The sequence below is a fragment of the Pseudoalteromonas sp. K222D genome (assembly GCF_017653575.1).
Taxonomy (GTDB): domain Bacteria; phylum Pseudomonadota; class Gammaproteobacteria; order Enterobacterales; family Alteromonadaceae; genus Pseudoalteromonas; species Pseudoalteromonas nigrifaciens.
The window spans coordinates 1-21,779 of sequence record NZ_JAGGDL010000050.1 but is presented as its reverse complement, the minus strand read 5'-3'; the positions used below and the strand labels follow the sequence as shown (position 1 = coordinate 21,779).

The 21,779-nt window shown below is 40.5% G+C and carries 17 protein-coding genes; 6 read left to right on the top strand and 11 right to left on the bottom strand.

The genetic code is table 11. The annotated features are described in order from the left end of the window. Positions 1–99 precede the first annotated feature (99 nt). From J5X91_RS16465 to ilvG, 8 genes are all read right to left on the bottom strand, one after another. Positions 100–756, bottom strand: a complete 657-nt coding sequence (locus J5X91_RS16465) for an NAD(P)H-binding protein (protein ID WP_208835242.1) — start codon at positions 754–756, stop codon at positions 100–102. Positions 757–764: 8 nt separating this feature from the next. Next, positions 765–1,424, bottom strand: a complete 660-nt coding sequence (can, locus tag J5X91_RS16460) for a carbonate dehydratase (protein ID WP_058374299.1) — start codon at positions 1,422–1,424, stop codon at positions 765–767. A gap of 11 nt (positions 1,425–1,435) precedes the next feature. Next, complete coding sequence (locus tag J5X91_RS16455) at positions 1,436–2,620, bottom strand: methyltransferase (protein WP_208835241.1); 1,185 nt, start codon at positions 2,618–2,620, stop codon at positions 1,436–1,438. Between the two features lie 61 nt (positions 2,621–2,681). Then, positions 2,682–3,710, bottom strand: a complete 1,029-nt coding sequence (locus tag J5X91_RS16450; protein WP_182677574.1) for an ABC transporter substrate-binding protein — start codon at positions 3,708–3,710, stop codon at positions 2,682–2,684. 97 nt (positions 3,711–3,807) lie between these two features. Next, the gene (ilvA, locus tag J5X91_RS16445) at positions 3,808–5,361 is read right to left on the bottom strand and encodes a threonine ammonia-lyase, biosynthetic (RefSeq protein WP_089368828.1); all 1,554 of its coding nucleotides are present in this window, start codon (positions 5,359–5,361) and stop codon (positions 3,808–3,810) included. Positions 5,362–5,363: 2 nt separating this feature from the next. After that, positions 5,364–7,220: a dihydroxy-acid dehydratase gene (gene ilvD / locus J5X91_RS16440; protein ID WP_086994745.1), complete on the bottom strand. Its 1,857-nt coding sequence runs from the start codon at positions 7,218–7,220 to the stop codon at positions 5,364–5,366. Positions 7,221–7,319: 99 nt separating this feature from the next. Beyond that, entirely contained in the window at positions 7,320–7,562 is a 243-nt protein-coding gene (gene ilvM, locus J5X91_RS16435) for an acetolactate synthase 2 small subunit (RefSeq protein ID WP_058374304.1), read from the bottom strand. Next, positions 7,559–9,208: an acetolactate synthase 2 catalytic subunit gene (gene ilvG, locus J5X91_RS16430; RefSeq protein ID WP_086994748.1), complete on the bottom strand. Its 1,650-nt coding sequence runs from the start codon at positions 9,206–9,208 to the stop codon at positions 7,559–7,561. The genes ilvM and ilvG overlap by 4 nt, the downstream gene beginning before the upstream one ends. A gap of 541 nt (positions 9,209–9,749) precedes the next feature. On the opposite strand from ilvG, the gene J5X91_RS16425 reads away from it, so the two are divergent. The 6 genes from J5X91_RS16425 (at position 9,750) to J5X91_RS16400 (ending at position 16,839) form a co-directional block, all read left to right on the top strand. Continuing rightward, positions 9,750–11,420 carry a phosphoethanolamine--lipid A transferase gene (locus J5X91_RS16425; RefSeq protein WP_208835240.1) on the top strand — a complete coding sequence of 557 codons (1,671 nt, stop codon included), beginning with the start codon at positions 9,750–9,752 and terminating at the stop codon, positions 11,418–11,420. After that, complete coding sequence (locus J5X91_RS16420; RefSeq protein WP_086994754.1) at positions 11,417–11,788, top strand: diacylglycerol kinase; 372 nt, start codon at positions 11,417–11,419, stop codon at positions 11,786–11,788. Before J5X91_RS16425 ends, J5X91_RS16420 begins: the two co-directional genes overlap by 4 nt. Further along, the gene (locus J5X91_RS16415) at positions 11,779–13,758 is read left to right on the top strand and encodes an LTA synthase family protein (RefSeq protein ID WP_208835239.1); all 1,980 of its coding nucleotides are present in this window, start codon (positions 11,779–11,781) and stop codon (positions 13,756–13,758) included. Before J5X91_RS16420 ends, J5X91_RS16415 begins: the two co-directional genes overlap by 10 nt. 63 nt (positions 13,759–13,821) lie before the next feature. After that, positions 13,822–14,496: a response regulator transcription factor gene (locus J5X91_RS16410; RefSeq protein WP_011329418.1), complete on the top strand. Its 675-nt coding sequence runs from the start codon at positions 13,822–13,824 to the stop codon at positions 14,494–14,496. Further along, positions 14,477–15,910 (top strand): HAMP domain-containing sensor histidine kinase, encoded by a 1,434-nt coding sequence (locus tag J5X91_RS16405; RefSeq protein ID WP_011329419.1) that lies wholly within the window; start codon positions 14,477–14,479, stop codon positions 15,908–15,910. The genes J5X91_RS16410 and J5X91_RS16405 overlap by 20 nt, the downstream gene beginning before the upstream one ends. A 50-nt stretch (positions 15,911–15,960) precedes the next feature. Next, positions 15,961–16,839, top strand: coding sequence for a TraB/GumN family protein (locus J5X91_RS16400; protein ID WP_086994760.1), 879 nt, complete (start codon positions 15,961–15,963; stop codon positions 16,837–16,839). A 47-nt stretch (positions 16,840–16,886) separates the two neighbouring features. Here J5X91_RS16400 and J5X91_RS16395 read toward each other — a convergent pair whose 3' ends face one another. The 3 genes from J5X91_RS16395 to J5X91_RS16385 all read right to left on the bottom strand — a co-directional run bounded on the left by J5X91_RS16395 (position 16,887) and on the right by J5X91_RS16385 (position 21,156). After that, positions 16,887–18,296 carry an ATP-binding cassette domain-containing protein gene (locus J5X91_RS16395; protein WP_208835238.1) on the bottom strand — a complete coding sequence of 470 codons (1,410 nt, stop codon included), beginning with the start codon at positions 18,294–18,296 and terminating at the stop codon, positions 16,887–16,889. 161 nt (positions 18,297–18,457) lie between these two features. Continuing rightward, entirely contained in the window at positions 18,458–20,794 is a 2,337-nt protein-coding gene (locus J5X91_RS16390) for a fatty acid cis/trans isomerase (RefSeq protein WP_208835243.1), read from the bottom strand. Beyond that, on the bottom strand, positions 20,794–21,156 hold the full coding sequence (locus J5X91_RS16385) for a hypothetical protein (protein ID WP_011329423.1): 363 nt from the start codon (positions 21,154–21,156) through the stop codon (positions 20,794–20,796). Before J5X91_RS16385 ends, J5X91_RS16390 begins: the two co-directional genes overlap by 1 nt. Positions 21,157–21,779 lie beyond the last annotated feature (623 nt).

Here is a 21,779-nt window from a genome sequence, read left to right as displayed (position 1 = left end):
TTTCAGTGAAAACAAGGCGAATTTACGCGTCAATAGCTGGCCTATTGCAAGTAAATTCAACGCAGTTAGCGCTGAAAATAGCTGCTTGAGATAGATTTATTATCCGGAGCTCAGGTTAAATAGCTCATCAAGTACATAGTAAGCTAAATTGCTCTGCTGCGCGCAACTCACAACCAGCATTTTTTGCGCTACTTGCTCCCCAGTTATTGGTTTATAGCGTTTTAAAAGTGGCAGACGAGTTATAATGGGTAAAATAACACTGCCAATTTTCTCAGCTACTCTAAACCGCTTACGGTTACCTAATAATAACGACGGCTGAAAAATACTGATACGTGCAAAAGGCAGTTGCTTAACCTGCTGCTCTAGTTGCCCCTTCATTTTTAAATAAGGGCTAGTGCTGTACGCATTTGCACCACTTGATGACACCAAGCAGTAATGTTGCACACCATTACTTGCGGCTAATTGCGCGGCAATAAATTGATAATCAAAATCAACTCTTCGCTGCGCCGCAATTGAGCCGGCTTGCTTTTTAGTAGTACCTAAACAAGAAAAAAACACATCGCCTTTAAATAATGCAGCATATTGAGTTAACTCATCAAACTCAATTATATGATTAACGAGTTTTGGATGACGTATGCTTAGCGCACGACGGCTTAAGGCAATTACATTAGAAAAATACGCGCTTTGTAGTAACTTTTTTAATAACTCATTTCCTACTAACCCTGTTGCACCTATAATTACCGCCGTTTTTGTCATCGCTTTAATTATCCATGGCCAAGTTTTGAAAACACGTGTTGCACGGCTTTTTTATAAGTGTCGGCTTCTTCTGATGCACAAGTTACTACTGACTCTAGGTCATGTAGGTGGCCATTTTCTAGGCCGTAAACCCAACCATGAATCGATAAATTTTGTCCACGTGCCCATGCGTCTTGTACTATATTAGTACGCGCTACATTACGTACCTGCTCAATTACATTAAGCTCTATTAAACGGCTTAAACGCTCTTTTTCAGGCACTGCATTTAATTGCTCTAGGTGCTTCTCTTTTACATCACCAACATGGCGCAGCCAATTATCAATAAAGCCAAAGCGGGCTTCATCTAGTACTGCTTGTACACCACCACAACCATAATGCCCCACCACCATAATATGTTTAACTTTTAATACTTCAACAGCATATTGCATTACCGATAAACAGTTATGATCTGTATGTACAACTACGTTTGCTACGTTACGATGTACAAATAGCTCACCTGGGAGTAAATCTACAATTTGATTGGCTGGCACGCGGGAGTCGGAACAACCAATCCATAAGTACTCTGGATTTTGCTGCATTGATAGTATTTTAAAAAAGTCAGGATCCGCTTTACTAGTGCGATCTGCCCAACGCTTATTATTGTCGAATAAATTTTTTAGCTTTCTCATTGCATCTCTTTTCAGTTCGAAGACGGGTAATTTGCCAAGATCAAAATATTGCGCGGTGTTAACTGTTTTGCGCAAAACGTTTTAATACTGACTTGATAGCCTTGCTGCTGTAAATATAAAGCACGATCGAGCACAAGCCAAACTTCTATTGCTCTTCTGAACACATGTCGAACCAGTTCAATACGATCTGTTACTTTTATTTTGTCCTGCCCAATAAGTAAAAACTTATTATAATCAATTTCTTGCGGCAACTTTAACGACTTTTTGTCTGCAGCCCATGCACAAAACGATTTAAATGAATCTGAAAACACCGCCTTGTTAACCGACGGCACACTGACGTAATGTTGCTCATTAGTAATCGATTTTCGCAGGGCATCAAACCCGAGTCGCCATGCAACTTCAGTGTTACGCACTTTAACTATGCGTGAAGGCGCGGTGACCATTTCTTGAAGTGCGAGCTTTAAGTCGCGATGAGTTAAGTTAAGGAGACTTTGTTGTGCAAGCGTACTCATTGCTAGGTAATTATCTGGGGTAAATAAATGATAACAACAAGGAGAAAAACTAATGTTAGAGACTTTAGCTACACTGGCCTGCTGCATAAAAGCTTGATGTAAACCGCCGCAAGCATGTAAAGCGACTGCGTGCATATCGGCTTTAAAAAAAGCAGTAATGTCATCCTTCAATACATCTGCTTGGCTAAAGTGCATAGCTAAGCCTTGCTGCTTTGCACTGTGCTGCCCTTGCTCACATAATTGCGGTTGCAGCTCTATACTGTGCACGCTTTTAGCACCATTAAACGCTAGCATACGCCCGAGGTGTCCTTTACCCGCGCACCATTCTAAAACAGGCTTGGTACTACTGGGTAAAGCCGCTACAAAATCTTGCAGCTGCTGAAACTTCCGCCCTTTTATACCGTTACTAAGCCAAAACGGATAGTCACTGCGTGTTAACTTCGCTGTTGGTAACTCACACAAATTTACCAGCTGTTCAAGTTGCTCAATATGCGGCTCAAAAAATTGATATAACTGTTCTTCATTGCCATCTAGTTGGGCAACTTCTTCATCCGTTAAATTATTTAAAGGCTCTTGTAGCTCAGGCCAAGGTAGTGCATCAAAATCAAATGCCGTACATTGCCAATATTGGCGATTACGCATAAGGAGAGAATCAAGTGCAGAAAACTGCTCAGCTAAGGTCATATCAACTTAAAATAAATAAACACAATTAATTATAGCAGCTCAGCCCACTGTCATTAAGTGGTTATTTTTTGAAGATTAAACGTAAATACAGCGGGATAGAAATAATGCTGATAATAATTGCTGCCAGTAACATCCATGAAAGCTGTAATCTTTCGGGCTCCTGATACTTATATATAAAACTAGTTTTTACTTTGTCAAAATCACTTTGTTCAACACCATATAAATCAGCTATTAAGCGCCACTTTGCCATCGACATATTACCTAGGTGAGTACTGGGTACTGTAACATAGCCTTTTAATACCTCGGCTTCATAAGCTAGCTGATGGGGGCTTTTATGCGGTGCATATTGCTGAGTTACTGCTATCGCTTCATCCATATTCATCATTGCATAACGCCAGCCTTTAAGACTTGCCTGATAAAAGCTTTCTACTGTTTGCGGGTGGTTTTTAAGCATACTTTGGCTAGTAAACAAAATATCGGCATACAGATCCATACCGTACCTTTGCGGACAAATAAGTCTGTGGGCAATTCCTTGTTGCGCCATGTAATAAGGTAGGTCGGTTACATACACTTGCATTGCATCTACTTTATTGTCAATCCATGCGCGGGTCGGATTATCACCTTCATAATGGGCTAAGCGGTCAGTATTAATACCACTGCGCTGGAGCATAATTAATAACTCAGTATTCTCTCTTTTACCGCTGGTAGTGACTCGTTTAGTAATAAAGTCTCGTGCATGAAAAATATCAGAGCTGTCTTTAACCATCCAGCAATAAGGGGAAAACTGCAATATAGCAGCCATTGCCACTAAAGGTTTACCGGCAATGCGTTGCTGTAAAACACCAGAATGACCAATGCCAAACTGCACCTCACCTTGTGCTACTGCATCAAAACTGTCGGGCATACTTAACTTGGCAGGGAGTATATTTACATCCAGCCCGACCTCTTTATAAAAGCCTTTATGCTTGGCCATATAATAGCCGGCAAATTGAAATTGATGAGTCCATTTTAATTGCAATGTAACCGGTTCTTGCGCCTGTAGCTGGCAACAAAAAAGCCCTAAAACAATGATTAGTCCTTTAATTAGCAACGAGTTCCCCTCAAAGCATATTATTATTTATTGATAATAATATGTAAAAAACATGATAAAGCAAGCACCTCAACGAGGTGCTTGTTAATAAAGAGGGTTATGCCGAAGCGAGTTTATCGACGTTTTTGCCCTGAGGCTGCGAGGTTAAAAACTGGGTAAAACACGGGTTATTTGTTTCATCTTGTACGTTATAGCCTAAGCGATTTAAGTGCTCATTAAACACATCAAATTGGCTTGGTTCAATTGCAAAACCTGCTAATACATTCCCCGTAGAGCCACCATGATTACGATAATGAAATAAAGTAATATTCCAATTACTGCCTAAGGTATCTAAAAAGCGTGCTAATGCGCCCGGGTATTCAGGAAACTCAAACTGTAATAAACGTTCATGTAATTGCTCAGGTGCTTTACCTCCAACCATATAACGCACATGTAACTTAGCGAGTTCGTTATCCGATAGGTCGCAAAATTGATAATTGTTATTGGTTAGATCTCGCTTTAACTCTTCTAGCTCTTGTAACCCTTGACGTAGCGCAATACCTACAAATATTTGCGCATCGCCGGGCCCTGCATAACGATAATTAAACTCGGTAATAGCGCGCCCACCTAACGAGGCACAAAATTGTTTAAAACTGCCTTTTTCTTCATTAATGGTAACGGCTAATAGCGCTTCGTTTTTTTCGCCAAGTGCGGTGCGCTCTGCTACATAACGTAAGCGATCAAAATTTAAATTAGCTCCTGAAAGCACGGCAGCTAAATGCAGCCCTTTTAACCCCGATTGCTGACTCCACTTTTTCAGCCCGGCAGTGGCAAGCGCGCCTGAAGGCTCGGCAATGGCACGCGTAGATACAAAAATATCTTGCATGGCGGCGCATATCTCATCGCTGCTTACGGTAACTACGTCGTCGCAAAACTTTTGCGCTAATCTAAACGTTTCAGTGCCAATAATTTTAACCGCCACACCATCGGCAAAACTACCAACTCTATCAAGCTCTACTGGCTTACCCGCTTTTAGTGCGGCTTGTAAGCAGGCACTTTCGTCGGCTTCTACCCCTATTACTTTAATATCAGGGCGCAGTGATTTTATATATACCGCCATACCAGCAAGCAAACCGCCGCCGCCAACGGGAATAAATACCGCATCAAGCTCGTTTAACTGCTGCATTAGCTCACGGGCTACTGTGCCTTGCCCTACAATTACGTCTGGGTCGTCAAATGGCGGTACAAATATACCGTTGAGTTGCTCTGTAAGTTCTAGCGCATGGGCTTTAGCGGCATCAAAATGATGACCATGTAATACTACTTCACCACCAAGTGCACGCACTGCACTTACTTTTATTTCTGGGGTAGTTACTGGCATAACTATAGTTGCCTGATGCCCTAAATGTGAGGCACTCAGCGCCACACCTTGAGCATGATTTCCCGCAGATGCAGTAATCACTACTGAGCCTTTAGGCAGCTTGTTAAGTTTATTAAATGCACCACGTAATTTAAATGAGTACACCGGCTGCTGGTCTTCGCGTTTTAGCCACACATGGTTGCCCAGCTTAGTACTGAGTTCGGCCATTTTGCTAACCTCAGTTACTTTAGCCAGCGGCTCCATGTTTGCTTGAATAATTGCACGAAAATAATCGAGTTCTTGAGAAACCATAATTAACTAAGCTCCTCTAGTTTGGCTAAATCGCGCACTGCACCTTTATCGGCACTGGTAGCAAGTAGCGCATATGCTTTAAGCGCAGATGATACATAACGCTGACGATCAAGCGGTTTATAAGCCTGCTTGCCACGCGCTAGCTGTTTTTGTTTACGAGCTTCGAGCTCTGCATCGCTAAGCGCTAAAGTAATTTCGCGAGTAGCAATATCAATAATTATTTTATCGCCGTTTTCAACGTAGGCAATCGCACCACCACTAGCCGCTTCTGGTGATACATGGCCAATTGATAAGCCTGATGTGCCGCCAGAAAAACGACCATCAGTGATCAAGGCACATTTTTCTGCTAAGCCTTTTGACTTTAAGTAACTGGTTGGATAAAGCATTTCTTGCATTCCAGGCCCGCCTTTTGGCCCTTCATAACGAATAACCACTACATCGCCGGCTTTTACTTCGTCGTTTAAAATACCTTCTACCGAATCATCTTGCGACTCATACACCACCGCAGTACCTTCAAAATGTAGCATGTCATCAACTACACCCGCGCTCTTTACAACACAGCCATCAACCGCTAAATTGCCCGACAGTACGGCTAAACCACCATCTTGACGAAAAGCGTGTTCAACACTACGAATACAACCATGTTCGCGGTCGTTATCGCCCTCATCCCAACGGCATTCTTGGCTCATTGCTTTAGTAGTGCGAATACCCGCAGGGCCTGCACGATAAAATTTGCGAGCAGCTTCGTTAGTTGGGTCTGTTGCATCCCACTTTTTAACTAGCTCAGCCATTGTTGACCCAGCGACATGATTTACCGACATATCAACTAAGCCTGCTTTACCCAACTCACGTACAATTGCCATCATGCCACCAGCGCGGTGTACATCTTCAATATGATATTCTGGCGTAGCGGGTGCTACTTTACATAAAAAGGGCGTTTTACGAGATAGTGCATCAATGTGCGACATATCAAAATCAACACCTGCCTCTTGCGCCGCAGCAAGTAAATGTAATACCGTATTTGACGAGCCGCCCATGGCTATATCTACTACCATGGCGTTCATAAAGGCTGTTTTGTTAGCAATCGCGCGTGGCAATACTTCTTGGTTATCTTTTTGGTAATACTCGCGGCACAAATCAACAATGCGTGCGCCCGCTTCAACATATAATTGTTTACGGTCTTTATGCGTTGCTAGCGTAGTACCGTTACCCGGTAGTGCTAAACCAATGGCTTCAAGTAAACAGTTCATAGAATTGGCAGTAAACATGCCTGAACACGAACCACATGTAGGACATGCTGAGCGCTCCACTTGCTCTGAATCTGCATCACTTACCGACTCATCTGCACCTTTAACCATGGCGTCTACCAAATCGAGTTTAATATCGATATTAGCAAGTTTAGTTTTACCGGCTTCCATCGGACCACCCGATACAAATATAACCGGAATATTTAAACGCAACGCTGCAAGCATCATTCCTGGGGTAATTTTGTCGCAGTTTGAAATACAAATCATCGCATCGGCGCAGTGGCCATTAACCATGTACTCAACCGAGTCGGCAATTAGGTCGCGTGATGGCAGTGAATACAACATGCCACCATGGCCCATAGCAATACCATCATCTATAGCTATGGTGTTAAATTCTTTTGGCACGCCACCCGCTTGGGTAATGGTTTCAGCCATCAGTTCGCTCAGCTGATTAAGGTGCACATGCCCAGGTACAAATTGTGTAAATGAGTTTACAACCGCAATAATCGGCTTTCCGAAATCGCTATCTGTCATTCCTGTTGCACGCCATAATGCACGAGCACCTGCACGTTTTCGACCTTCGGTTGTTGTTGCACTTCTTAATTTTGCCATGATTACCTCTGTTTTGCTGCTTTATAAGCAAGCATTCCTCATTCTTAGTTATTGAGTAAGTTTATTAACCCACTCTGCAATTGTTTACTGCGCGCACACTTAAACCGCTTGTTGCTGTAAATTTTGTAAAGTAACGGCTTTTACGTCCACCAGCTTATTTAGCTGACTGGTTAATAAGTGAATTGGCTTATCGCTGTCTACCGTCATGGTTACATGGTATTGGCCATCGTCTATGTTGAGTTGAAAATGGGTTAAGTCAAAACCACGATGACGTACTACGCGTAAAAAACGCTCTACAGCAATACTTTGATTTTTTAAGGCGATTGTTAAACTATGTTTCATTGTGCTTTCCCCGTCATCATTTCATCGTTAGCTGCACCTGGCGGTACTAGCGGCCATACATTTTCTTTATTATCAATACAGGCATGTACTATGTATGGACCTTTACTATTAACCAGTGCGGTTATTGCATCGTCAACTTGATTAGCATGGGTTATGGTTTGCCCTGGTATACCAAATACCGCTGCTAGCTGCACAAAGTCTGGATTATCTGAAAGGTCAGTTTCTGAGTAGCGCTCTTCAAAAAACAGCTCCTGCCATTGACGTACCATACCTAAGCGTTGGTTATCTAAAATAAGTATTTTTACTGGTAAATTATTACGACGAATTGTTGCCAACTCTTGAATGTTCATCATGATAGAGCCATCACCAGATACCGTAATAACAAAGTCATCGGGGCGCGCTACTTGTGCACCAATTGCCGCAGGTAAACCAAAGCCCATAGTGCCTGCACCACCACTACTTAAGTGATTACTGGGATGATTAAATTTCATATGCTGGGCCACCCACATTTGGTGCTGACCTACATCGCAGCACACGACACCCGTTTTAGGCATACGTTGGCTAAGTTGATTAAGTAAATAGGGTGCAAATACCTTGTCGCCCGGATAGTCGTAACGCCATGCATATTTAACCATCATTGCTTTGTTATAATCGCACCATGCTTGCGGAGTTACAAAGCACTCTAATGCAGGTAAGGACGTTTTTAAGTCAGCAATTAAAGAAGCTTTTGCTGGTTTACGCTTACCGACTTCTGCGGCGTCTATGTCTAAATGAATTACTTTAGCGTTTGCAGCAAACTTTGCTAAGTTGCCGGTAACACGGTCATCAAACCGCGCCCCAATACACACTAGTACATCGCATTCTTGCACCGCTAAGTTAGCAGCTTGGCCGCCGTGCATACCTAGCATACCTAAGTAATACTCGTAATCGGGTAACACACTGCCCAGCGCTTTAAGTGTGGCAACCGCTGGCATGTGGGTTTTATTTAAAAACTGCATCAACTGGGCTTGTGCATCCGCTGATTGCACTCCACCACCTACATAAGCAACCGGCTGTTTAGCTTCACTAAGCAGTTGATTAGCAATAGCAACTTGCTTTAAATCAAGTTCTGGTAAGTACTCGTCTGCTGCTAGCCAAGGCTGAAATGGCACTTGCGCCATTTGAATGTCTTTTGGGATATCTACGAGTACGGGCCCTGGGCGACCGCTTTGCGCTAAGTGCATGGCCTCTTGCAGTATTTCGGCTAAATCTTCGGCTCGCTCTACCATGTAACTGTGCTTAGTACACGACAGCGACATACCTAACACATCTATCTCCTGAAAGGCATCTGAACCAATCGCTGCGGTAGGCACTTGCCCGGTAATTGCTAATAATGGCACTGAGTCCATCATCGCATCGGCAAGAGCAGTAATTAAGTTAGTGGCACCAGGGCCTGACGTTGCAAAACACACTCCTAATTTACCCGTACTACGAGCAAAACCTACTGCCGCAAAGCCTGCACCTTGCTCATGCCGAGTAAGGTAGTGCTTGACTGGCGCGCCATACAAGGCATCGTAAATTGGCATAATAGCTCCGCCTGGGTAGCCAAATACTTCTTTTACGCCGTGTTTGGCTAATAAATCTATTGTTAATTCTGCGCCTGTCATTAATAAAACCCTCATTCCTCAGTGACAATTCAATCACATATTTTGCCGCTAAAACCAAAAAGCCCCCCGAACGGTTAAGTGCGGAGGGCTTTTAAATGCTTAAGTTTTTTAAAGCACTACGAAGCCCTCGCGGGAATAATCACCACGATAATAATCAGGACTAGGTTTAGTGCGTTTGCAAGCATGTAATTAATACCAAATGTTGTTAAATTATCGCAAAGGTTATTCCTTTGCTCTCTTTTTATATTAATACCGTGCTAAGCCCCTTAAGTCAACATCAAATTCAATTCAAATAAAAGACAAATAAGCAATTTAAGTGGTTTTAATATTCACTATAATTACCTGCTATGGTTTTTTTATGTGAATAGTTAAGCGCTATAAATTCCCTATTCTAATATGCCCTTTTTATGGTTTGATTAATTTTTAATAATACTCTGGGAATAAATTTATTTTACCCCCCTCAGGAAATGCGTAGCTTCTCTTAAGCAGTTCTTAAGTGTTGTTGCATAACATGGCGTTGTTGTTTTAAACGAGCCTAAATATGCATTCACTTAGTCCTATATCTACACAGCAAAAACTTAATCGTGGTAAACGGTTTTACATTCACTGTAGCGCCAACGCTTTTGTCGTAATGATTGCCTGCTACTATTGCTTGGTTATAAATATTCCATTCATTCATGGCTCTTTTAGCGCCATTACTTCTTTAGCTTCTTTTTCGTGGCTCTTTTTATTTTCAGTACCGCTATTACTACTCTGCCTGCTAATTATATTTTTTTCGATAGTGTCGGTTCGGTGGTTATTAAAGCCACTTAATTACTTTTTATTGGTTATTTCCAGTGCAGTACTTTACGGCACCTTAAATTATGGCGTGGTGTTTGATTATTCTATGATCCAAAACACCTTCGAAACTGATTCAAGCGAAGCATTAAGCTATTTAAATCCGCAGCTTATTGGCTTTTTACTGCTGTTTTCTGCCCTGCCTGTTTTTGTTTTAAGCAAAATAAAAATACACTTTACCCGCCCTCACCAAGAAATACTTAGCCGTGTAAAGCTAGTTGTAGCGTGTTTGGCGCTTATAGTATTGGTGGTTACAAACTTTTATGCCGACTATGCTGCAACGGGCCGCAATAACCGCATTTTGAAAAAAGAAATTATTCCATTTCAGTATCTCTCTAGCGGCTATAAATATATGCGCGATCAGCTGCTGTATACCAATATGGAATTTAAAAATATAGATGCTGCACCTACCCTAATTGCGCCTAATACCAGTAGCGTAACCGTAATAGTGGTTGGTGAAACTGCACGAGCAGAAAACTTTGCTTATCAAGGTTATAAACGTAACACCAATTTTTATACCCAAAAACACGGCGTTACTTACTTTAATAATGTGGCGTCTTGCGGCACGGCTACAGCGGTATCTGTACCTTGTATGTTTTCGTTGCAAACACAAACAAACTTTGATCGACTCGAAGCCGACAGCCAGCAAAACTTGATTGATTTGGCCCAGCACGCAGGCAGTGATGTACTCTGGGTTGATAACAACAGCGGCTGTAAAGACGTATGTACGCGAGTAGTTACTATCGACATACCTACAACAAAATCTACTTTATGTGATGGTAAGTACTGTTTTGATGAAGCGCTATTAGCTCCACTTAAACACAAACTGGCTAATTTAACCCAAGCTAACACCGTTATCGTGCTGCATATGATGGGCTCGCACGGGCCAACTTACTTTAAACGCTACCCTGAACAATTTAAACAATTTACCCCAACCTGCGACAGAAGCGATATTCAAAATTGCTCACTTGATGAATTAGTTAATACCTACGACAACACCATTGCGTACAGCGACTTTGTTAACGCCCAAGTAATTGAGCAATTAAAAACGCTGCCAAACAATATAGATAAGCAATTTTTATATGTGTCAGATCATGGTGAATCTCTTGGCGAGGGCGGTGCTTATTTACATGGCTTTCCGTATAGCTTTGCGCCTAGCACACAAACCCACGTACCACTTTATATGTGGGCTGATGAGCATAATCAGCGCATTACCAATACCTGCTTAGCTAATTTAGACACCAATGCTGCACGCTCACACAACAATATTTTCCACACCCTTTTAAATTTAATTGGCATTAACAGCAAAACGTATCAGGCATCGCTTGATCTACTTGCGAGCTGCCAAACAACACCAAGCGAAATACAACTATGAGCAATAAAACCGTTATAAAACGCCAAGGCTTAATGCGCCTTATTTTTACCTTAAACCATTCTTTTAACGGCTTAAAATGGATGAGTCGATTTGAAGCGGCGTTTCAACAAGAGTTAGCACTGTTTTCGTTACTTGGTGTGTTTGTGTATCTGCAAGAAATTGCACTAAGCGATAAATTACTACTTATAGCCAGCCTGCTTTTTGTATTGTTTGCTGAACTAGTAAATACGGCAGTTGAGGTTGTAGTTGATAGGATTGGCAGCGAACACCATGAGCTTTCGGGTCTCGCTAAAGATATAGCCTCTGCCAGTGTGTTTATAGCCATGTTAATTGCCGCACTTATTTGGTGGGCTGTATTATGGGCTTAAAGCTAAATTTTATACCTAAAATAACGGGGCTAATAGTTAAAGTAATACCTCAGGTGAAAAATGCACTTGGCTCGGTATGGATTTTTGTTGTATTTGCTGTTTTAGCCCTTGGCTTTTTAACACTTGCTCGCTTTGGTTTAAGTGTATGGCAAGGGGATCGTGTATTTGGATCGCATGCGTGGTTTTCTATATTTGTAGGTGGTTTAAGAGTTGATATAGCCACTTTAAGCTACATTATTATGCCCGTATTGCTACTTACTTTACTGATGCAGAGCGTAGGTTGGCAAAATAAAATACGCAGCCTAATTAAAATTTACTTAGTGGGTATGTCTGCTTTACTCGTTTTTTTTGAAGTGATTACCCCTACATTTATAAACGAGTATGATTTACGCCCAAACCGCTTATTTATAGAGTATTTAATTTACCCTAAAGAAGTCTCTAAAATGATTTTTTCGGGCTATAAATTAGAAATACTTATTGCTGTTATAGCACTTATTTTAAGCTGCAAATTTACAGGTAAAGTATTTAGCCATCAATGGCAAAGTAAGTCGTCACTAACAAGGTTAAATCAATCAATTTTAGCGTTAGTTTTAGTGTGCTTAACTATTTTAGGCGCGCGTAATTCATTAGGGCACAGACCACTTAACCCAGCCATGGTATCGTTTTCGACCGATCACTTACTTAACGACTTAACCCTTAACTCACTTTATAGCGTAGCATTTGCGGTAAAGCAGCTCTCTAATGAGCAATCTAGCCAAGATTATTACGGAAAAATGCCAGCAGATGAACTGCTCAGTATAGTGCGCAATAATATGCAAGATAGCCAAGCCACATTTACTGATAAAAGTGCGCCAACAAACACCTTTCATACCGCAACGAATAACACTAAACCAAAAAACCTAGTCATTATTTTACAAGAAAGCTTAGGGGCACGCTATGTAGGCACACTTGGCGGTTTACCGCTAACGCCTAATATTGACGCCCTTTATCAACAAGGTTGGGGGTTTGATAATTTATATGCCACTGGCACGCGCTCGGTGCGTGGTATTGAAGCGATAATTACAGGCTTTACGCCTACACCTTCGCGTGCAGTTGTTAAGCTTGATAAATCACAACGTGACTTTTTTACTATCGCTGACTTTTTAGCGAAGCAAAATTATAACACCCAATTTATTTATGGCGGCGAAAGCCACTTTGATAACATGCGAAGCTTCTTTTTAGGTAATGGCTTTAAAGATATTGTAGATACAAATAACTTTAATAAAATAGACTTTAATGGCTCGTGGGGCGCATCAGACGAAGACTTATACGACCAAGCTGATATCGAACTCACTAAACTTAAAAAACAAAATAAACCATTTTTAAGTCTTATATTTTCCAGCTCCAACCATAGCCCGTATGAATTTCCTGACGATAAAATAACCCTGTACGACAAACAAAAACAAACCCGCAATAATGCGGCAAAATACGCTGACTACGCGCTAGGTACATTTATTGAAAAAGCTAAAAAGTCGAGCTACTGGGACGATACGGTATTTATTGTAATAGCCGATCACGACTCGCGTGTATCAGGCGCTAGCTTGGTGCCAATTGATCACTTTAGAATTCCAGCGGTTATTTTTGGTAAAGACATTGCCCATAAACGCGATAATCAACTAGCCAGCCAACTCGATATTCCCGTTACTTTACTATCTTTAATTGGCGTAAGTGGCAAACACCCTATGATAGGCCATGATTTATCAAAACCTATTAGCGACAACAAACAACGCGCAATGATGCAATACGACAAAAACTTTGCCTATATGCACGACAATAAAGTGGTGGTGCTACAACCGCAAAAACCAGCAACCACCTATACGTATAGTAATAATCAGCTTGTGCCATGTAAAAACGATGAGCAACTGATTAAAAAAGCCCTAGCCCATGCCAACCTAGGTAACTTAGCTTATACAAATGGTTGGTATCATTAACAAAGTGACTTGATAATAAAGCCTTGTTAAAGTAACAAGGCTATTTTTACAAATCGAGCAAAGATGAACATCCTCGTTATTGAAGACTCAGAAGCACTAAGGCGCAGCCTGCAAGTAGGCCTTGGCAACCTTGGTTTTACCGTAGATGAAACCGGTGACGGCTCAGAAGGATTAAGCATGGCACTTAGTGGAAACTACGACCTAATATTACTTGATTTAATGCTACCGAGTGTAGATGGCATGAGTATTTTGCAAGCATTGCGCAGCAGTAATAACCAAAGCCGTGTACTTATTTTATCTGCTCGTAGTGAGCCGCAAGATAAAATAAATGGCCTTATGAAAGGGGCTGACGATTATTTAACTAAGCCGTTTTCGTTTGAAGAACTTCACGCTCGCGTGCTTGCGCTACTTCGCCGTGGTTCACTGCAAAACCAACAAAATACGCTTACCGTAGGTGACTGTGTATTAGATCTTTCGCTAAAAACACTTCATTACCAGCAACATGCCATTGAACTCACTCGTAATGAATACAAAATAATAGAGTGCTTATTTAATGCCCCCGAGCGAGTATTAGGGCTGGAGCTTATAAGTGAAGCGGTGGTCGGTCAGTTCGATATGCTCTCTAAAAATGCGCTTGAAGCACATATATCAACCATACGTAAAAAAGTAAGACAGTTTGATGGCGAACTCCCTATAAAAAATAAACGTGGGTTTGGTTATGTCGCAACAACAAAGTAAAAGTCACTCAATAAAACGTAAACTCGTTAATAATATTAGCGCGGTGATCTCCGTTATATTATTCACTATATTTTTAACTGTTGATTTAAGTGTAGATTCTTGGGTAGAGGAGCAGTTTAATCAATCCCTCACTAATAAAGCTAACTACTTAAAAACCTTAGTAGAGGATGACAACGGTAAAGTTGAGTTTGAATTTTCGGGTAAATTCATGTCGGAATACGAACAAGCCGACGCCAGTGAGTTTTACCAATTATGGCATGGCAGCGAGGTGTTTGAGCGCTCTCAATCGTTACAACTGTATAAAAACACTCAACTGCCTTTTTTAGAACTACCTATAAACGAATCTAAAATAATTGATTACGACTTACCTAACGGACAAAGCGGCCGAGTACTTATAAGCCACTTTGTTGCTAAAAAAGATATTAGAAACACCAACGCATCAGCTACTATTAACAGTATGACCCTGGCAATAGCAGCCCCAACGGCCGAGCTTAATAAAGTACTGATCATTATTGATGTGGTGTTTATTCTCACCTGTGTGATTGGTGTATTTGGCGTGCGCTACTTGGTTACACGCATTGTAAATAAAGGGCTATTTCCGCTACACAACCTGAACGAGCAAATAAAACTTCTCGATATTACAACCGTGGCACAAACTATAGAAAGCGACTTTAAAGTAGAAGAAATAGAGCCTATACGCAATGAACTCAATAAATTCATTACTACTAATCAGCAGCTTTATAGTAATGAAAAACGCCTTACCAGCGATATAGCGCACGAGCTTAAAACTCCCATTGCAGAGCTAATAAGCTTATCCGAGGTCGCACTTAAATACCCAGATGACAAGCGTATTAGCGATACCTATACCAGTGACGTACTCAGTATTTCTGAGCGTATGAAAACCATTGTAAACAACCTGCTCTTATTGCAGCGCTCAACTAGCAGCATAGAATTAAACGCGCAAACTATCGTTTTAAATAATTTGCTCAAACAAACAATTAATGAGCTAACCTTTAAACACCCTAATATTGCCACCCGTATAAATAATACTATTGCAAATAATGTAACCATTATTGCTGACGAGTTTAGCCTTAATACTATTTTATGTAATTTAATAGATAACGCGTTATTTTATGGTTTAACGCAGCACAACATCGAATTAAGTGCCGTAAGTAACCCAAAATCCACTATCATTTCATTAAGTAATAAAGTGGCTACAGTATTGAGCGAACAGCAATTACAAGCTATTTTCGACCCGCTTTATCAGCTAGATTCATCTAGAACTAATAACCACCGTCACGGTTTAGGGTTATCTATTGTGCAGAGCTTATGTAACTTAAATGGCTTTACTATTACGGCTAGTAATACCGAAAACAATACGCTAACGTTTATATTAACGCTGCCCTCCGGGTAAATTTAGGTTAGTATTTACACTACTAATTTTTGAGATTTTAAGGACAAACCATGAATGCTCTTACTCGTATTAGCCACTTTTTTATTGTGGCGTTACTTATAACATTTAGCCTTAACAGCTATGCTGCTCCTGCGTTATACAAAATAGAAAAAAACGGAGTTAATTCCTATTTATTTGGCACTGTGCACGTAGGCGACGCCAGCATGCAAGGCTTGCCTAAAAATGTAACTGATGCAATTGATGCAAGCTCTCAAGTTATTGTAGAGGTAGATATAAACAAACTAACGCCACTGCAAATGCAGCAGCGCTCTATGCCACTCATGCTACTAAAAAACGGTAAAACATTGCAAACTGAGCTCTCTGCAGAAAATTACAATAAACTTAAAGATTATTTTGCCAAAAAGTCGATTGATGTGGCTATGTTTAATGGCTTAAAGCCATGGGCGGTAATGGTAACTATGATGCAAATTGAGTTTCAAAATGCCGGTTATTCAGATAAAACAGGTATTGATAAGCAAGTACTCGCTTACGCCAAAAATAAAGATATTAAAGTAGGGGAGCTGGAGACTCTTGAACAACAACTACAAATGTTTGATGGTATGGAATTATTAAGTAATGAAATGATTGCAGAAACCTTTGAGCAGCTTGCCGACATTAATACCTACTTTATTAAGCTAGTTGATGCCTGGAAAAATGGCGATATGCAAACTCTAACCAATTATTACAATACTAGTTTTGATGATAGTAATTACGGTGAAATTAGTGAGCAAGTAATGCTCATTAACCGCAACAACAACTGGATTAAACAACTAACACCACGTTTAGTAAACGAGCAACTATTTATTGCCGTCGGCGCACTGCACTTACCTGAACAACACGGCTTACTTAAACAATTAAAAGATAAAGGTTTTAACGTTACTCGTCTTTAAAATAAAAAATAGGTTGAGTGATTTTTCATTCAACCTTTCTCTCAGTTTTAATTAAAATCTTCCATTTTTAAGTAATTCTCTATACCGTTAATTTTATCTGCCGCATGATGATTTACATAAATTACCGTGCTGCTGCCTGCGGCGCATATTTTTTCAATCAATAATAGCACTCGCTGTCGGTTTGCCTCATCTAACCCTAAACAGGGCTCGTCTAAAATAAGCAAGGTTGGGTGCTTAACCATAGCGCGGGCAATAAGTAACAATCGCTGATCGCCATACGATAACTGAGTAAACGAGGTATTATATTGCTCCTCCAAACCTATTAGCGCGAGCCATTGTTTGGCAATATTAATTTGTGCATCACTTGGGGTTTGATACAAACCTATACTGTCGTAAAAGCCAGAAACAATAGTATTTAATGCCGAAATACTCACCCTATAATCCATGTGTAGCGCATTCGATATAAAGCCAATATGTTGCTTTATATCCCAAATACTCTCCCCCGTGCCACGCTTAAAGCCAAACACTTCAATATTGTTGTTATAACACTGCGGATTATCGCCAGTAATTAAATTTAATAAGCAGGTTTTACCTGAGCCATTTTTACCAGTTAACTGCCAATGCTGATGTTTATTAATAGTCCAATCAAGCCCTGTAAAAATACTCAAACCACTATAACTTACACTTGCTTGGCTTAGCTTTACCAAGGTATTGCCCGTAAACACTCCTTGAACTTGCGAGCTATCTCGCTCTGGAATATTCAGTTGGCTGTGCTCTAAGTGCAGTAACTTGAGTAAATCGGCTACTTGCTCTGCATTTGGATGCGCTAAAATAGACTGTAAACACCCTTGATTTACATAACCATAATGAGTAATAAAAGCAGGGATTTCGTCTACACGATTCACTACAAACACAAAACTAATATATTCACTTAATTGCGCCAAAATGACATTAAGCGCAGTACTCGACTCTACATCAAGCCCGTCAAAGGGTTCATCAAGCACCACTAAATTAGGCCGCGAACTCAGCGCTTTAATTAATAATAACTTTCGAGTTTCACCGGTTGAAAGCTCTCTAAAATGACGAGCTAGTAATTTCTCAAAGTCTAATATGTTAATTAAACGCAGCGCCAAATCGACATCATAATTGGCTGTACCCAATAACAGCTCTTTCACTGAGCTTTGTTTGTCATTTTTTAGTTCTTTATTAATAAGCTGTTTTTGCGCATCAGATGAAACCAATTGCACAGCATCTATACTGCAACTGCGCTTACCACTACTGTGCTTAGCTTCGCCAGCTAACGCAGCAGTAATAGCTGACTTGCCGGCACCATTAGCGCCAAGTAACAACCAATGCTCGCCTTGGTTAACCTGCCAACTTAGGTCATTAATATAGTAACGACTTTGCCCTTGGCCTTGTAAATAGCCACTAAATGCTTGAAGCTGAATTGACTGCACTGTTTACTCTTATTATTTATTCTACTTAATTTAAATTACCGCAAAGTTAAACTTCGAAGCAACCGCTATTTCCTGCACTGTAAATTATTTCAAGTAATAAGCAGCAAGCAATAAAAAAAGCCCAGCAACTTAGTGCTGGGCTTGCGTTTAGTTCATTAAAACTAGCGGTTTTCTAAGCGATTATAGTCAAACATACCGTATTCAACACCACGATACTGCTTAGCAGCCCGATGTAAAATGTCGCTATACTGCCAAAATTGTGGATGAGTACGGCGAATGCCAAACTTAGATTTTAACGCACGATAATCAGCTTCAATTTGCATCAGTGGTAACTGCTCTGCAAATGCTGCAACTTGCTGTTGATTATTTAAATACCAAATAGCACTTGGATAATCCCCAATAAAACCAGGAACTAGAGTGACAGTATCTTCTTCAAAAGCTCGCTGACCTTCTTCGTTAAGTAAGCTAGAGATATTGTAATGTGCGTTATGATGAATAATGGTATACGCTTTATGGCTATTGTCTGTTTGCTTAACCAATACATAAGATACAGGTGGCAATAAGTTAATTGCCTTAACAGGCATAGTATTAATACTTGCTAACGGCCCAGAAACGTTAGTGTAATCGTAATGCTCGCTAAGTACGGGCGATAATGCCGTTTTAATTAAGCCATAAAGCTCATGTTGCGGATCATCGGTTTTATAAACTATTCCGCTAGGTTGGCTAAACTCTTGGTTACTTTTAAAGAACTTAGATAAGCTAGGCGGTGACTTACGATACCAACTACTTTTAATTTGCTCTCGTTTATCTTCAGGTAATAGGCCAAGAAAGTTACCCTCTCCCTCTAAACGTAAAAAATCCATATATAAACGTGTAACGAGTTGGTGCCCTACATTGCCGTATACATCAAATCCAGCAACCAATAAATAGTGAATGCGCTCAAATAAAGCATAATCAAGCACCCACATAGTTTTAGGCTCTTGTCCAATTAAGCCTTTCACAACCGTAGCACTGTCTGAGTGACGAAATACAGTTAACGCAGCATTTTTATTAACACCATCACCTTTCCACAATAAATTAGTGGTTAAGTGATCGCCATTTTTAAACAGCTCATTAGCCAGCTCAACTTTAGCTTTTAAGTAACGTTTTTCGCGCACCGAATATTTAATCCAGCTTTTAATCGCTAATGCGTTACTTTCTTCAGCGGCAGGTAGCTCAAGCGCATCTTCGTGCTGAATCAGCATTTCACCTACAGCAGGAGTAGCCACTTTTTTAGGATCAGCAAATGCAACCCAAAAATGATCATTTATGACGTTAAGTGCAATTTGCCCACGACAAACCGGCCCTTTAATAAAGCCCATAATTATTAACTCAGCTTCATCAAGCATAAACTGATATTTTGAGTCGATTGGAATCACTTCATAGGTTTTAAAAGGATTAGAGGCAGCCTTTGGCTCATAGCTTGGCATGCTCGCTACCGTATATTCAGGCTCTATAAACTGCTGATATAAACGCGTTAGCTTTGCATCATTTAATTTAAGTGGCAAATGTGTTTTTGACAAAATAGTTGAGCGTTCATGCATCATTCGATAGTAAACACGTTCAACATTAGGATCATCATAAGGACGACGTGTGCTAATGAGTTTAATATCTTCACCGGGTGGTGTACTTGAGCGCACTAATTTAAAAAAGGTTTGCGTGTTTTCTGGAGTGAAATAGATGTTTGCTAAAAACCAATGCTCGTAAATATAACGCGCAGAAAGCTGATACTTTAAACTATCTTGATTTAAAAATGCTTCCCAACGCTTAATTTGTTGTAGCTCAAACGCTGTTGGCGGTGCAATATTGGCCATTTTACCACCGTTTTTCAGCCAATTTTGTAAGTGCTTAAATTCCTCACGCGATACGCCTGGCAAACCATAAGGCATACCACCATGTGGTTGATCATCCGCCAACCTATCAAACTCTCCCATAGTGGCACAGGTTTGAGAGCGACTTAACGAAAAATCAAAATCATCATCATCAAGTACTTCATTGTTAGCAATATCAGAGCTTTGCTTTAGCACTAAGCTATTAAATAACACACTGCCTGCTAAGTTTGCTTCTATGCTTTGCTCGCGCTCATTTAGCACCGGCGAAAAACCTTTATCACGCCATTGCTGGGTATTATCTGCATCAAACAACAAACGGCTCGGTGTAGTGGCTAATAAACGCGTACCATCATAGACCAGCTCTTTACTTAAACCTCTATCAATGCCTTCGGGAGATGAGAGCTTAAGCTGACATGGTGCATCGTAGCAACCGTGGCAAACTACACAGCGTGTATCAAGCACTGGCTTTACATTTTGTAAAAAATCAGCCCCCTCAATTGTACTATGTAAAACCATACGATCTTGTGTTTGCTCAGGGCCAAATAAATCATTGTAATGAGCATTACCTAAATACGCACAGCCACTTAAAATAATCAGTATTAGCGTACTTATTACGACTTTTCTCATCATTCGTCCTCATCGCCTAAATCAAACGTAGGCATCATATCCATTTGTGGAGAAACAAATGTTTGTTGATCTGCTGTAATCAGTACTGCACTTAATAATGGCCCGCGGGTTAAAGTTAATTGTGCATCATGCTGTTGCTCTGCAATATCTGCCAGTTCAGGGTTAACTATTGTTAACTGATAGCTCTCAACACTAATTGCTATACTACTGTCTTCACTAGGGTTTTGACATAGTTGAGTCAGCAATTCGTCATCTAGTGGCAATGAAATTTCAAAGTCAGGTTGCTCTAAATCTCTGTCACTTAAAGTGTCATCAAAAAGAAATAAAGGAAGGGTTAAAGTGCTATCTTGTTCAAATTCCATTGTGCTGATTCTCTCAATACGGCTATACAGGCTATTTATAAAACAATTATAGCAAATAATAAGATCAAAAATTAGCGAAAGTTATCAACACTAACTACACCTATATACTGTAGCTAGTGATAAAAAAAGAATAACTACATTATTAATTCAATCATATTCACAGGTTAGGTTTCACCTTATTCGCCGGTGGTGATGTTTTTTATGATTTTAGTGTCGGGTATCGCGTTGCTCGCCCGACCTACGTGTTAGGTGTTGGATGAGTGTATATTAATTATACGAACCTCACTTTCCTGCAGACGTAAAAAAGCCCGACTATTTCTAGTCGAGCTTTCTATAATTTGGAGCCTGGTAATGTCGTGGTGCCCACAGCAGTGGAGAGTCACAGTGCAAATGCGACACACTCATTAGTCAGTGGTGATATTTTTATGATTTGAGTGTCGGGAGTCGCTGCGCTCGCCCGACTTACGTGTTAGGTGTTGGATGAGTGGGCATTAATTGTACGAACCTTACTTTCCTGCAGACGTAAAAAAGCCCGACTATTTCTAATCGGGCTTTCTACAATTTGGAGCCTGGCAATGTCCTACTTTCACATAGCAAATGCTACACTATCATCGGCGCTGTTT

Excerpts from the sequence above, each read along its gene's own strand:
- J5X91_RS16465 (WP_208835242.1), bottom strand. The coding sequence starts at position 756 with ATGACAAAAACGGCGGTAATTATAGGTGCAACAGGGTTAGTAGGAAAT.
- can (WP_058374299.1), bottom strand. The coding sequence starts at position 1,424 with ATGAGAAAGCTAAAAAATTTATTCGACAATAATAAGCGTTGGGCAGAT.
- J5X91_RS16455 (WP_208835241.1), bottom strand. The coding sequence starts at position 2,620 with ATGACCTTAGCTGAGCAGTTTTCTGCACTTGATTCTCTCCTTATGCGT.
- ilvA (WP_089368828.1), bottom strand. The coding sequence starts at position 5,361 with ATGGTTTCTCAAGAACTCGATTATTTTCGTGCAATTATTCAAGCAAAC.
- ilvD (WP_086994745.1), bottom strand. The coding sequence starts at position 7,220 with ATGGCAAAATTAAGAAGTGCAACAACAACCGAAGGTCGAAAACGTGCA.
- ilvM (WP_058374304.1), bottom strand. The coding sequence starts at position 7,562 with ATGAAACATAGTTTAACAATCGCCTTAAAAAATCAAAGTATTGCTGTA.
- ilvG (WP_086994748.1), bottom strand. The coding sequence starts at position 9,208 with ATGACAGGCGCAGAATTAACAATAGATTTATTAGCCAAACACGGCGTA.
- J5X91_RS16425 (WP_208835240.1), top strand. The coding sequence starts at position 9,750 with ATGCATTCACTTAGTCCTATATCTACACAGCAAAAACTTAATCGTGGT.
- J5X91_RS16420 (WP_086994754.1), top strand. The coding sequence starts at position 11,417 with ATGAGCAATAAAACCGTTATAAAACGCCAAGGCTTAATGCGCCTTATT.
- J5X91_RS16415 (WP_208835239.1), top strand. The coding sequence starts at position 11,779 with ATGGGCTTAAAGCTAAATTTTATACCTAAAATAACGGGGCTAATAGTT.
- J5X91_RS16410 (WP_011329418.1), top strand. The coding sequence starts at position 13,822 with ATGAACATCCTCGTTATTGAAGACTCAGAAGCACTAAGGCGCAGCCTG.
- J5X91_RS16405 (WP_011329419.1), top strand. The coding sequence starts at position 14,477 with ATGTCGCAACAACAAAGTAAAAGTCACTCAATAAAACGTAAACTCGTT.
- J5X91_RS16400 (WP_086994760.1), top strand. The coding sequence starts at position 15,961 with ATGAATGCTCTTACTCGTATTAGCCACTTTTTTATTGTGGCGTTACTT.
- J5X91_RS16390 (WP_208835243.1), bottom strand. The coding sequence starts at position 20,794 with ATGAGAAAAGTCGTAATAAGTACGCTAATACTGATTATTTTAAGTGGC.
- J5X91_RS16385 (WP_011329423.1), bottom strand. The coding sequence starts at position 21,156 with ATGGAATTTGAACAAGATAGCACTTTAACCCTTCCTTTATTTCTTTTT.